13 protein-coding genes and 1 riboswitch are annotated in these 12,185 nt (G+C 33.6%); of the genes, 5 read left to right on the forward strand and 8 right to left on the reverse strand.

Translation table 11 applies throughout. From position 1 onward, the window contains the following. Positions 1-64 precede the first annotated feature (64 nt). The 5 genes from hemL to J7E44_RS18580 form a co-directional block, all read right to left on the reverse strand. The gene (gene hemL / locus J7E44_RS18560) at positions 65-1,354 is read right to left on the reverse strand and encodes a glutamate-1-semialdehyde 2,1-aminomutase (protein WP_214832278.1); all 1,290 of its coding nucleotides are present in this window, start codon (positions 1,352-1,354) and stop codon (positions 65-67) included. A gap of 18 nt (positions 1,355-1,372) precedes the next feature. After that, positions 1,373-2,317 (reverse strand): hypothetical protein, encoded by a 945-nt coding sequence (locus J7E44_RS18565; RefSeq protein WP_214832280.1) that lies wholly within the window; start codon positions 2,315-2,317, stop codon positions 1,373-1,375. Positions 2,318-2,346: 29 nt separating this feature from the next. After that, the gene (locus J7E44_RS18570; protein ID WP_214832284.1) at positions 2,347-3,399 is read right to left on the reverse strand and encodes a glucosaminidase domain-containing protein; all 1,053 of its coding nucleotides are present in this window, start codon (positions 3,397-3,399) and stop codon (positions 2,347-2,349) included. 17 nt (positions 3,400-3,416) lie between these two features. Next, complete coding sequence (locus J7E44_RS18575; protein ID WP_214832287.1) at positions 3,417-4,325, reverse strand: 1-aminocyclopropane-1-carboxylate deaminase/D-cysteine desulfhydrase; 909 nt, start codon at positions 4,323-4,325, stop codon at positions 3,417-3,419. A 94-nt stretch (positions 4,326-4,419) separates the two neighbouring features. Further along, entirely contained in the window at positions 4,420-4,746 is a 327-nt protein-coding gene (locus J7E44_RS18580; protein ID WP_214832289.1) for a hypothetical protein, read from the reverse strand. Positions 4,747-4,784: 38 nt separating this feature from the next. Here J7E44_RS18580 and J7E44_RS18585 point away from each other — a divergent pair, with 38 nt between their 5' ends. From J7E44_RS18585 to J7E44_RS18595, 3 genes are all read left to right on the forward strand, one after another. Next, a complete protein-coding gene (locus J7E44_RS18585; protein ID WP_089027353.1) occupies positions 4,785-4,967 on the forward strand; it encodes a C1orf53 family protein in 183 nt (60 codons plus the stop codon). Between the two features lies 1 nt (position 4,968). Further along, positions 4,969-5,496 (forward strand): DUF4136 domain-containing protein, encoded by a 528-nt coding sequence (locus tag J7E44_RS18590; RefSeq protein ID WP_214832291.1) that lies wholly within the window; start codon positions 4,969-4,971, stop codon positions 5,494-5,496. A gap of 200 nt (positions 5,497-5,696) precedes the next feature. After that, positions 5,697-7,496 (forward strand): endonuclease, encoded by a 1,800-nt coding sequence (locus tag J7E44_RS18595; RefSeq protein WP_214832299.1) that lies wholly within the window; start codon positions 5,697-5,699, stop codon positions 7,494-7,496. A gap of 192 nt (positions 7,497-7,688) precedes the next feature. On the opposite strand, the gene J7E44_RS18600 is transcribed toward J7E44_RS18595, so the two are convergent. Genes J7E44_RS18600 through namA form a run of 3 tightly spaced genes read right to left on the reverse strand, consistent with a single transcriptional unit; the run spans position 7,689 to position 9,403 of the window. After that, a complete protein-coding gene (locus J7E44_RS18600; protein WP_214832301.1) occupies positions 7,689-8,009 on the reverse strand; it encodes a CCC motif membrane protein in 321 nt (106 codons plus the stop codon). 20 nt (positions 8,010-8,029) lie between these two features. Then, positions 8,030-8,320 carry a DUF2752 domain-containing protein gene (locus tag J7E44_RS18605; protein WP_214832304.1) on the reverse strand — a complete coding sequence of 97 codons (291 nt, stop codon included), beginning with the start codon at positions 8,318-8,320 and terminating at the stop codon, positions 8,030-8,032. Positions 8,321-8,350: 30 nt separating this feature from the next. After that, the gene (namA, locus tag J7E44_RS18610) at positions 8,351-9,403 is read right to left on the reverse strand and encodes an NADPH dehydrogenase NamA (RefSeq protein ID WP_214832306.1); all 1,053 of its coding nucleotides are present in this window, start codon (positions 9,401-9,403) and stop codon (positions 8,351-8,353) included. A 102-nt stretch (positions 9,404-9,505) separates the two neighbouring features. On the opposite strand from namA, the gene J7E44_RS18615 reads away from it, so the two are divergent. Continuing rightward, complete coding sequence (locus J7E44_RS18615; protein WP_214832308.1) at positions 9,506-9,988, forward strand: cytidine deaminase; 483 nt, start codon at positions 9,506-9,508, stop codon at positions 9,986-9,988. Positions 9,989-10,116: 128 nt separating this feature from the next. Then, positions 10,117-10,294, forward strand: a riboswitch (cobalamin riboswitch). Positions 10,295-10,327: 33 nt separating this feature from the next. Continuing rightward, a complete protein-coding gene (locus J7E44_RS18620) occupies positions 10,328-12,175 on the forward strand; it encodes a TonB-dependent receptor plug domain-containing protein (RefSeq protein ID WP_214832316.1) in 1,848 nt (615 codons plus the stop codon). The last annotated feature ends 10 nt before the right edge of the window (positions 12,176-12,185 follow it).

Consider the following 12,185-nt stretch of genomic DNA (forward strand, 5'->3'; position numbering starts at 1 on the left):
GAAAATACACAGTGTTTAAATCAAAAAATAAGACCGGGTTTACAATCCGGTCTTATTTTTTGATTTATTTATTGGAATATTCAAATTTTCTTACTGCTTCCAATGTCATATCAATTTCTTTATCTTTAATGGCATCACTGATAAAGTATGTCTCATAACCACTTGGTGGAAGATATATTCCATTGGTTAGCATTTGATGGAAAAAATTATTGAACAAGGAATGATTCGCTTCCTGCGCTTCATCAAAATTCGATACCCTATTGATATGAAAGAAAACCGACATCATAGAACCTTTTCTATTAATCTTATGCGCGATCCCTTTTTCATTTAAAATTTTTCCAATTTCAAAATCTAAGGTTTCCGTTGTTTTATTAAGTCCTTCGAAGAAATTCTGATCATTTTTAATCAACTGAAGTGTTTTTAAACCCGCTCTCATAGCCAAAGGATTTCCACTTAATGTTCCAGCCTGATATACTCCCCCTTTCGGAGCCAGATGATCCATGATTTCGCTTCTTCCAGCAAAAGCTCCTACCGGAAGACCTCCACCGATCACTTTTCCGTACGTTACTAAATCTGCTTTCACATTGAAAAGTTCCTGAGCACCTCCAAAAGCTAATCTGAATCCTGTCATGACCTCATCAAAAATTAATAAAGCTCCATTCTCATCACAGATCTTTCTTAAGTTTTGTAAGAAATTATTTTCCGGGAGAACACATCCCATATTTCCGGCAACCGGCTCAATAATTACAGCGGCAATTTCTCCCTGATTATGACGGAATAAGTCTTCTACCTGTTCAAAATCATTATATCTTGCTAATAAAGTATCTTTTGCAGTTCCAGCTGTTACACCCGGAGAATTTGGATTTCCAAAAGTAGCGGCGCCACTTCCTGCTTTGATCAAAAATGAATCTGAATGACCATGATAACATCCTTCAAACTTCACAATCTTATCTCTTCCTGTAAAACCTCTCGCCAATCTTACAGCACTCATACAAGCTTCAGTACCCGAAGAAACCATTCTGATCTGATCAATATTTGGAACGTTCTCTACAATAAATTTTGCAATTTCAGTTTCCAGCTCTGTAGGAGCACCAAAAGAGAACCCTTTTTCCGCCTGAATTTTTAATTCTTCCAAAACTTCAGGGTGAGTATGTCCCAAAATTGCAGGACCCCAAGAATTAATATAATCAATGTAGGTATGATCATCCGCATCCGTAAGGTAAGCTCCTTTTGCCGATTTCATGAACACAGGAACTCCCCCCACTGATTTGAATGCCCGAACAGGGGAATTCACCCCTCCCGGAATGTATTTATAGGCTTCTTCAAATAAAGCCGAACTTCTTTGATACTTCATTTTTTTATTTTTTATTATTTAACCCTCGAAATAAAGGGTTCCATCTTCTCCTGCATAATTTTTTTGTCCATCAACCATTTTAAAGTATAGCTGAAATGGGTAGCCATTTTTTAGAATCTTACTATCTGGATAAAATTCTCCATCTAAAATTCGATTATCTGGAAGAATTGTTTTAAAAATTCGATTATTCTGATTGTTTGGATCAGGCTCAGAAAGAATAATAATGCCACTACCATCTATTAAAGCAATTGACAAGTACTTGATTGGATAAAGTTCATTAGAGTTCTCATCCATCAAACCAAATAACCAGCCATTCGAATCTGTTGTTACAACATAAAATTTTCCATTATAAATTTGTACTCCAACATGTGTAATATTAGGAGTATCTAAAAATATTTTCTTGAGTTTAGGAATATAAATCCCTATAGATCTATTATTTGAAACTATTTCAAGATAATTTATTCTAAAATTAAAACTGTATTGATCATTATCGAAAGGCTTGAGCATCTTCCAATCTTCCTCATCTAAACTCTCTCTTATCATTTTCCCCTCGTAGGTCTTAGAAGAAGACCATCCCGAGTCATTCAATACAGTATTTGAAACAGTAACAAATCTATCCAGTCTCATTTTAGATTTAATAGAATACCTGTATAAGTCAAATCCATCAAAAACAATATATGTATCACCACTTATACTTATAGGCATGCCTTCTGAAATAAAACGCATTATCTGGATAGAGTTTTTATCAATAATACCAAATTTACCATTTTGTTCAGCGTGAAATCCACCAACAGAATGATCATAAAAACTAATACTGTAATATTGTGGCTGAACCATTACGCGTCTATTTGCATCACATAATCCCCAGACTTTTCCTCTTCGGTATGGAATATAGTCCAGTTCCTGCGAAAACATAGTACAGGATATGAATAATAAAAATATCCATAGATATTTAATATCCATATTGAGCATTTTCATGGTTTGACTGGGTATTAATTTCTAGGCTTCTTATCTATCAGGTAAATTAACTGGCCTGCAGAAGGTTGCTGACCTTCATCCATTCTGTTTTTTGCGTATAGTTTATGTAGCTTAATTCCGAATTTCTGTGCAATATCATGCATATCTTCACCTGATTCAGCTTTGTAAATTGCTGTATTTCCAGCTGAATTTTTTGATTCAAGAAATACAATTTCGTTTTTCTTAAGAGTGGTACCTTCCAATTCATTCCATTTGATCAACCTGCCTTCGCTTACTTTGAATTTATTGGCAATGTATTTCACGTCGGTATCTTCAGGAATAACAATGTATTTTAAACCATCATTCGGATGACTTTTTATTAAAATAGAATTGAGAATTTCAGCTTTTGTTTTAATTCTTTCTACCCTTTTCTGTTGCTGTGCATAAGAAGTCTGCTTATATGGTACACTCACTGTAACAGGGTCTTTTTTTGTAACTTTTGAAGGCTCCAGCTTTGCCATAAAAGCTCTGTCATCTTTTAGATCCGGATACATGCTTAATACGGCATAAAGAACCTCTCTAGAATTGGTATTATCAAACTCATAAAGTTTATATCTTTCAATTTTACCAATCAGAATAGAAGCATAACGAGGGTTAGTGGCATATCCAGCCTTTTTTAAACCATACGCCCAAGCTTTGTAATCTTTCATATCCAGATTGAACAAATTGGTGTAATACTTTCTTGTTGATAAAAATATCGAATGATCTTCGTAGGACTGTCTGGGATCATCATATACACGGAAGCACTCATTAGGTGCATCGTCAGTATGTTTCATCGTTTTACCGGTCCAGTCTTCTTTACATTTTATCCCAAAGTGATTTTTCCCTTCCTGAGCCAACCTGCTTTGCCCCCCTCCTGTCTCCAAAAGTCCCTGAGCAAGAGTAATAGAAGCGGGAATTTTATATTTCTCCATTTCTTCTACTGCATATTGAGCAAATTTTTGAATATATTGGTCTTCAGTAGCCCAAGTCTGAGCTGAGAATTTTGACAAAACTAAAAGGCTTATTAGCAAGAAAAGTCTTTTCATGTTTTTCAATTTTTACTTTATATAATTAATTTTCTATTCTGTTTTTCTAAAAGCAAATTAGCACCTTCAATCCCTTGTAAACCTCCGGTATGAAAGCATAAAATCTTGCTATCTTCAGGAAAATAACCTTCATCAATCAGTTCAAAAACTTTTTGCATCATTTTTCCTGTATAAATCGGTTCAAGAGGAATATCATATTTCTCTTTAAAATCATTCATAAAACGAATGTTTTCATCCTTTATTTTACCATAACCTCCAAAACTAGAATCTATTAGATTAAAATTTTTCTTTAAGGTTAATTGATAGATCGTTTCCTGTAATGAAGAATCATCAACTACTTTAAAACCTATAACTTTCTGATTCCCTTCACAAAATTTCGAAATACCAGCAATTGTTCCTCCCGTCCCAACTGCCGTGCAAAGATAATCAAATTCTTTTGTTTCATTATTAAGCATCATTTTTACACCTTGAACAGCATCCTCATTGGTTCCCCCTTCCGGAACAATTAAAGCTCCGGGAAATTCCTGTTGTAAAAATTCTGATAATTTTTCTTTATTGCGATATTCTTCACGGGAAACAAATTTTAGGTTCATCCCGTTTCTAAAAGCAAAAACCAATGTAGGGTTATCCCGCCATTTATCTTTAAGTTCCTCACCTCTTATAATTCCAATTGTACGAACTCCCAATAATTTTCCTACTGCAGAAACAGCAGAAATATGATTAGAAAAAGCGCCACCAAAAGTGATGATCAATGGATCTTCAATATGGATTCCTAAATAATTATTAACATTATGAAAAAGTTTCCAGTACTTATTTCCCGAGATCAAAGGATGAACAAGATCTTCTCTTTTAATGAAAAGTTTAACCTTTTTATCGATGAAAATTTCCTGAATGGGAATTTTTTCGGTTGGGACTTTTAATAGCATTTTAATTTAAATGATACTGTTTTAACAAAATTAGTGTTTTTAGCATTAACAAGTGTTCTGATGGTTTTGACTTAAACCAAACTCAGACCCCTTATTATAAGTATTTCCAAAAGCTCCATAATTTTCTTTTTTTCAGATAGTTGAGATCACTTTCCATCGCATAGGCTTCTCTTTCAAACGAAATATTCTTATAAGCCAGATAAGGATCTTTAAGCTTGAAAAGGTGATAATAATATTCTATAACATAGAAAATATAGAAGAAAAATATCAGTAGTTCTAATTGTTGTCTTAAATGAATTTTCTCGTGATTGATCAATACATTATTTTCCTTATCTTCGGGTTTCTTTACGAAGATAAAGGGAAAGAGAGCAATGCCATTAATTTTTAATTTTTTTAATGGTTTTTGGCACACAATTATCATAGTAACAAATATAAAAGTTTTTGATCAAGATTTAACTTATGGCTCATTTTGACATCAAAGAACATGAAGACTTTTACTACAATGAACAAGGGTACAAAGTTTTTACAGAAAAGTTTCATCTGAAACGAGGATATTGTTGTAAGAGTGGCTGTAGACACTGTCCTTACGGATACGATAAAAAGACCGATACATTCATTAAAAACGATAAAAAAAATAAATAAAATGAAAAAATATATTTTTATTTTGTTAGCCGCGGCTACTTTAGGATTAACTTCTTGTAGCCCATTTCAGGTACGTTCTGACTACGCCGAAACAGCAAATTTCACATCTTACAAAACTTATAAAATAAGAATTGATGACTTGAAATTGAATGATATTGATAAAGATAGAGTTCTGAATGAACTATCGAGACAATTACAAACTAAAGGTCTTTCATCAGGAGAAAATCCAGATTTAATTGTCAATGTAAAAGCCAATCACAAAAAAATAACAGATATTAACAGTACTTCTCCTTACGGAATGTGGGGATGGGGTGGTTCTTTCGGTTGGGGAATTGGAATGAGCAGAACATGGACGAGCAACTACAACGAGGGGGCTCTAATTGTTGATCTTATTGACACAAAAACCAATAAACTTGTTTGGCAGGGAATCGGTAGCGGAATTTCTGTAGATTCTCCAAAATCAAAACAAAGACAAATTCCAGAAATCATGGCGGAAATAATGAAAAATTATCCTCCACAGAGAAAATAAAATTTATTTAGATCAAAATTATATATAAAGCCAATACAGCCCTGTATTGGCTTTTTTGTGCTCAAAAACGTGGAAAAGATTCAGGAAATCTCACGAATACAGCTAAATATAGCATCTAATGCATAGCATTCAAAATTAACAATAATGTAATTTATCTTTTCGTAAAATTGTAGTAATCTTACACCCTAAATTTTATTAATATGAAAAAAATTATCTTATTTCTTGCTTTTGCAGGTGTTGCTAATGCCCAGGCTCCGTCGGGTTATTATTCTTCTGCAAATGGACTTACCGGTGCTTCTTTAAAAACGGCACTAAGCACCATCATAACAAATGGACATCAGGACAAAGGATATGGCGGATTATGGACGGCTTATAAAACAACTGATATTGATAAAACCTACGAAAATGATGGTTCTATTATGGATATCTATTCTGAAAAGCCTACTGCTGCGGATCCTTATAACTATACGGTAGTTACTAACCAATGTGGTACTTATTCAGTAGAAGGAAATTGCTACAACCGTGAGCATATTGTTCCACAAAGTTTATTTAATGAAGCTTCACCAATGGTTTCCGATGTGAATTTTATCAGAGCAACTGATGGAAAGGTAAATGGAATGAGATCTAATTATCCTTTCGGAAAAGTTGGAACAGCTACATTCACCTCTAAAAACGGTTCAAAACTAGGAAATTCTGTTTCTTCAGGATATGGTGGAACAGTTTTCGAGCCTATCGATGAATTCAAAGGTGATGTTGCCCGTATGATCTTTTATTTTGTAACACGTTATCAAAGCAAACTTTCTACTTTCTCTTCAGGTAACATGCTTGGAAATACAACTTTCCCTGGATTACAAACCTGGGAGCTTAATGTTTTATTAGCCTGGCATAATCAGGATCCTGTTTCTCAGACAGAAATCGTCAGAAACAATGCTACTTATACTTACCAGGGAAATAGAAATCCTTTTATTGATAATCCGGCTTATGTAGATCAAATTTGGGGATCTCAGCAGCCTTCAAATGATACACAGGCACCCACTACAGTTACAGGTCTTACCGTTTCAGGAAAAACATCCAGTAGTGTTTCTCTTTCATGGAGTGCATCAACAGATAATGTAGGAGTTTCTTCTTATGACGTTTATATGAATGGAAGCTTAAAAACCAATGTTAGCTCCACTTCTGCTAATATTTCAGGATTAAGTTCTTCTACCACCTATAATTTCTATGTAGTGGCTAAAGATGCAGCTGGAAATACTTCTTCAAACAGTTCAACCGTTTCTGCAACAACAGAATCCGGAACCACTAATCCGCCAACTGATTGTGTAAATGAAACTTTTGAAACAATTCCTACAGGCAGCTCATCAAGTTATTCAACAAGAACGTGGACTAACAGTGGAATTACTTGGACAGCAACAGATTCCAGAACTGACCAGACAATTTCTAACAAAGCAATTACTGTGAGAGATGGTTCTTTAAAATCAAGCAGCTCAACTAACGGTATTGGATCATTAACAGTGACAACTCAATTAAAATTCAGTGGAAGTAACGGAACATTCAATGTTCTTGTCAATGGAACGCAGGTAGGAACAATTCCTTATAGCGCAACAACTGCAACTACCACTATTAACAATATCAATGTTTCCGGTAATGTGATTGTGACATTAGAAAATAACTCAACAAGTAACAGGGTGGCTCTTGACAACCTAAACTGGACTTGTTACTCTGGAGCAGGAAAGCAAAGCAAGAGCACTGCTTCCGACTTACAGATAGAATCCAGAGATTTACAAATCTACCCTAACCCAATTTCAAATCAGGAAATCTTCGTTAAAGGTGAGACTCAAAATATTAAAGTAGCGGAGATCTATAATTTACAAGGGAAAGTAATGCAGACTATTAACAGCCCTTTTAAAAACAGCAGAAACTCAATTAAAATTAAAAGTCTTGAACAGGGAATTTACATTCTAAAATTAGATAACTCTAGTTTGAAGTTTATCGTTAAATAAAAATTTAACTTAATTATAAATTTAATGGCTTCTCTTTAATTAAAGAGAAGCCATTTTACTATTAAATATTATTTTAATTCTCTTTAGCTGTGCTTATTACCTTTTATTATACAATCATTCAAGAGATTATTTTTTAAATAAAAAAGACTACAATTTTCATTGCAGTCTTTTTAGTTATCATTAACTGGATATTTATTTACCCATGTTTTTTAATTGATTAATTTGATCCATATAACCGCTCCAACCCACTGTTGAAAGAACAAAGATCATGTATATTAAACTTAAAATTCCTATAATAAGACCGATAATACATAATATTCTTCCTACTTTCAAATTATCAAAATCTGAATATAAACTTGGATTTTGTTGATATAAAGCATTATCCTTATTATAAAGGTTCATTCCGATTAATCCGCAGATTACTCCAACAATTCCGTTACAGCAGCAACTTCCTAAGATCGCAACGATTCCTAATACTAATACTGTTGTTGCGTTTGGTAATTTTTGATTCATAGTTTTTTATTTTAATAATTTTAATTTATTGGTAAAGGATGTCTGTAAAAATAGGAAACTACCATGATAATTGAATTAATAATTGCTAAAAAAACTAATGCATTACCGTAATTTCTTTTTTTGTCAATAAAATTCAACCCCACAGTACATAAAAAAAGCAGTAAGGTATATACTGCAGGAAACATATGAAAGGCTTCCGAAAATTTTCCCTCAAAAACCAAAACTATTGCTCTTTGTGTACCACAACCAAAGCATTCTATTCCTAAGAATTTCTTACTTGGACAAGGCAGCATAAAATCTTCGATTTTCATTTTTGGTATTTTTACTATTATTATCTAAAATTAAGAAGAAATTTTAGCTCTGAGATATTGATGCGGAAAAAAACATTCTTCCTGCATTTCAAATGAGCCCTGAATGGCAATATATGGATTCCTCAAAATCTCTCTGGCAATAAAGATCAGATCTGCGTCTCCTTTTTGTAAAATATTTTCGGCTTGTTCCACTTTAGTTATCAAACCTACTGCTCCTGTCTTTACTACAGCTTCATTTCTTACCCGTGAAGAGAAAGGTACCTGATAACCATCAAAAACAGATATTTTTGCTCCATGGATATTTCCACCACTGGAAACATCTACTAAATCTACATTATGATCCTTTAAAACTCTTGCCAATTCTACACTGTTATCAACACTCCATCCATTTTCAGCATATTCAGTTCCTGAGATTCTAACAAATAGTGCTACATTTTCGTTCAACTCATCATTAACTGCGTCTACAATTTCTAATAGAAATCTTATTCTGTTCTCAAAACTTCCCCCATATTCATCTGTTCTGATATTAGAAAGTGGAGATAAAAATTGATGGATCAAATAACCATGTGCCCCATGAATTTCTATGATGTCAAAACCAGCTTTAACAGCTCTTCTTGCAGCAGTCTTAAAATTTTGAACCTGTTCTTTAATTTCTTCAACAGTTAAAACATGTGGAATTCTTTCAGTCGGATGATAAGGAATTGGACTTGGAGCAAGAGTTTCCCATCCCTCCTCCATGGGAATCTGAATATTATTCCAGGTAGATCCTTTTCTTCCAGCATGCGCCAGCTGGATTCCAATCTTACTTTCAGAATTTGAATGAATGAATTCTACAATTTTCTGAAGCTTTGCCGCCTGTTCGTCATTCCAGATACCCATACATTTATTGGTAATTCTTCCACGAGGTTCAACACCCGATGCTTCAACCATTACTAATCCTGTTCCTCCTTGGGATCTACTTCCATAGTGGACAAAATGAAAGTCATTTGCTAATCCGTTTTCACACGAATACATACACATGGGAGACATTACCCAACGGTTTTTCAGTTCAACATTTCTAAACTGTATTGGAGTATATAACATCTTTATCTATTTTGGATTTTAATATTAAATGACGGAATAAAATTGGTTTGCCTACGTGCTGAAAAAGAACTAATTTTATCCCCCCTTTTTAGGCTCCAATATATGAAAAAAGACATACAGATCGGCTATGAATACTTTAAAAATAGTAGCGAACTGAACGATATAGAAAAAAAACTTTTCGAAAGAGCGAAACTAGCTCGTGAAAATGCTTATGCCCCTTATTCTGAGTTTTTTGTTGGCTGTTCCATTTTGCTGGAAAACGGTGAAATTTTCTCAGGAAACAATCAGGAAAATGCAGCCTTTCCTTCAGGACTTTGTGCTGAGAGAACAACTTTATTCTGGGTTGGTGCTAACTTTCCGGATCAAAAAATCAAAAAGATCTTTATCGTGGGCGGACCTAAAGAATTTTCTGAAAAGAATCCTCCTATCCCTCCATGTGGAGCGTGCAGACAAAGTTTAATGGAGTACGAAACAAAGCAAAATGAAAATATTGATCTTTATTTCTCAAGCATGAATGATGAGATTGTAAAAGTTCATTCCATTAAAGATCTACTACCTTTCTATTTTGATGCTACGTTTTTATAATCACTAAGAGTAAAATCATGAAAGTTTAAATTTGCTTATCAATATCATTTAATAACAGAATATTTCGTGATTTCTGATTTAAAAAAACACATTTTAATAGATAAAATTGGCGTTTCTTTTTAAAAACTTATCTTTGCAAAAATTTTGGTTTTCAAGCTATTGAAAATAATAGGGAATTGGGTGGAAAACCCAAACTGTCCCCGCAACTGTAAATCGCAACTATCATATTCTATAACAAACCACTGTGTAAACGGGAAGGTATAGAAAAGCGAAAGTCAGGAGACCTGCCAAAATGATAATATCAAAAATATATTGCTTTCGGAGGAAAAGTAAAATAGTATGAAAAAAACTTTAGTACTACTTTTATCGTCATCTGCCTATTTTTTTTGTCTGGGACAGGAGAAAGCAATTGACACCGTGTATATTTTTGACAACCAAATGAATAAAGTAAAGCTTTTTCATAAGGTAAATACGATTACTCCACAAGATGTGGAAAAAAACTCCACCAATCTTTCAGAGCTTCTACGTTTCCAGTCCAGCGTTTACATTAAAGAAAATGGCCTTGGTGCTGTATCTTCGCCTTCATTTAGGGGAACAACTGCACAACAGACTGCTTTTGTATGGAATGGGATTAATATTAACTCCATATTTCTTGGACAAGGAGACATTAATAATATCCCTTTATTCGGATATGATCAGATCGGAATAAAAGCAGGTGGTGGAAGTGTCATTTATGGAAGTGGTGCTATTGGAGGAAGCATTCACCTCAATAACAATTTACGCTTTAATGATGGCTTCAAAGCATCTTTATATTCTGAGGCAGGTTCTTTTAACACCTTTAATAATTTTGCTCAAGCTGCCTATAGCAATGATAAGTTCAGTTTTAAAGTTTCGGGAAATCACTCGATCAGTCAGAATGATTATGAAGTTGAAGAGAAAAATTACATAAACAGAAACGGGAAATATTACAATACAACATTTAATGTTGGTATATCATACAAAATTGCCAATCATCAAACCCTTTCGTGGCAAAGTCAGTTTTTTGATTCCGCTCAAAACTATCCCATTTTTGTCGAAAATGGGAACAGAACAAGATATGAGACACAAAGTACCAGAAGCTTACTTTCTTGGGACATCAATAAAAGTAAATTTTCGAATAGCCTAAAAGCAGCTTATACAGAAGAAAACTTTCAATATTTCGGCAATTATAACGCTCCAAAAACAAGTGGATCTACAGGAAAGAATTACATTTTTAAAAATGATTTTAACTATTTCATTGTTCCAAAACTGAATTTTAATGTAATTACTGAATTTCAGGTGAATAAAGGAGAAGGATATCAGCCCGTCATCCCAGGTATAAAAACAGAGGGAATTGGAAGTGTAAGTAGAAATGTGGGATCTGTGGCTGGATTATTACGCTATTTCCCAACGAAAGATCTGCGTTTTGAGGCTGGAGTAAAAAAAGATTTTGTTGAAAATATAAATGCACCTCTGCTTTATTCATTTTCCGGAAAATGGGATCCTCTACAATGGTACAGCGTAGGTTTGAATATATCCAAAAACTTCAGATTTCCTACTTTCAATGAGCTGTATTGGAATCCCGGGGGAAACCTTGATTTAAAACCAGAAACATCATTCCAGATAGATATGGATCATGATTTCAAATTTGGTGCGTTTAAACTTACATTAAGCCCATATTATCTTAATATTTCAGACAATATTGTTTGGCTTCCTACAGAATACGGTTATTGGTCTCCTGTAAATATCAACAAGGTGGAATCTTATGGTTTAGAATCTCAGATTACATTTGATAAAAAATTCAATGAACACCATTTCAGATTCAATGTTGGATATACCTTTGCCAAATCAATTAACAAAGAAACTAAGAACCAGATGGTATATGTCCCACTTCATAAAGTTTTTGGAAATTTTGATTATCAGTACGATTTCTTAAAATTTTATGTTCAAGGTTTATTTAACGGTCTTACATATACCACAACCGATGAAAAAAGAGAAGACGCCCTGGATCCTTATTTTGTTTTAAACACTGGAATTTCGGCAACCATCCTAAAAAAATACATCATAGGGTTTAAAGTAAATAATTTAACCAATACTGTTTATGAAACGGTATCCTATTATCCTATGCCAAAACGAAACTACAGTATTTCAGCAACAATAAATTTTTAATTAAAAATAA

The sequence above is a fragment of the Chryseobacterium sp. ISL-6 genome (assembly GCF_018613715.1).
In the GTDB taxonomy this organism is placed as follows: domain Bacteria; phylum Bacteroidota; class Bacteroidia; order Flavobacteriales; family Weeksellaceae; genus Chryseobacterium; species Chryseobacterium paludis.

Excerpts from the sequence above, each read along its gene's own strand:
- J7E44_RS18580 (WP_214832289.1), bottom strand. The coding sequence starts at position 4,746 with ATGATAATTGTGTGCCAAAAACCATTAAAAAAATTAAAAATTAATGGC.
- hemL (WP_214832278.1), bottom strand. The coding sequence starts at position 1,354 with ATGAAGTATCAAAGAAGTTCGGCTTTATTTGAAGAAGCCTATAAATAC.
- J7E44_RS18575 (WP_214832287.1), bottom strand. The coding sequence starts at position 4,325 with ATGCTATTAAAAGTCCCAACCGAAAAAATTCCCATTCAGGAAATTTTC.
- namA (WP_214832306.1), bottom strand. The coding sequence starts at position 9,403 with ATGTTATATACTCCAATACAGTTTAGAAATGTTGAACTGAAAAACCGT.
- J7E44_RS18595 (WP_214832299.1), top strand. The coding sequence starts at position 5,697 with ATGAAAAAAATTATCTTATTTCTTGCTTTTGCAGGTGTTGCTAATGCC.
- J7E44_RS18565 (WP_214832280.1), bottom strand. The coding sequence starts at position 2,317 with ATGGATATTAAATATCTATGGATATTTTTATTATTCATATCCTGTACT.
- J7E44_RS18605 (WP_214832304.1), bottom strand. The coding sequence starts at position 8,320 with ATGAAAATCGAAGATTTTATGCTGCCTTGTCCAAGTAAGAAATTCTTA.
- J7E44_RS18570 (WP_214832284.1), bottom strand. The coding sequence starts at position 3,399 with ATGAAAAGACTTTTCTTGCTAATAAGCCTTTTAGTTTTGTCAAAATTC.
- J7E44_RS18615 (WP_214832308.1), top strand. The coding sequence starts at position 9,506 with ATGAAAAAAGACATACAGATCGGCTATGAATACTTTAAAAATAGTAGC.
- J7E44_RS18585 (WP_089027353.1), top strand. The coding sequence starts at position 4,785 with ATGGCTCATTTTGACATCAAAGAACATGAAGACTTTTACTACAATGAA.
- J7E44_RS18600 (WP_214832301.1), bottom strand. The coding sequence starts at position 8,009 with ATGAATCAAAAATTACCAAACGCAACAACAGTATTAGTATTAGGAATC.
- J7E44_RS18590 (WP_214832291.1), top strand. The coding sequence starts at position 4,969 with ATGAAAAAATATATTTTTATTTTGTTAGCCGCGGCTACTTTAGGATTA.
- J7E44_RS18620 (WP_214832316.1), top strand. The coding sequence starts at position 10,328 with ATGAAAAAAACTTTAGTACTACTTTTATCGTCATCTGCCTATTTTTTT.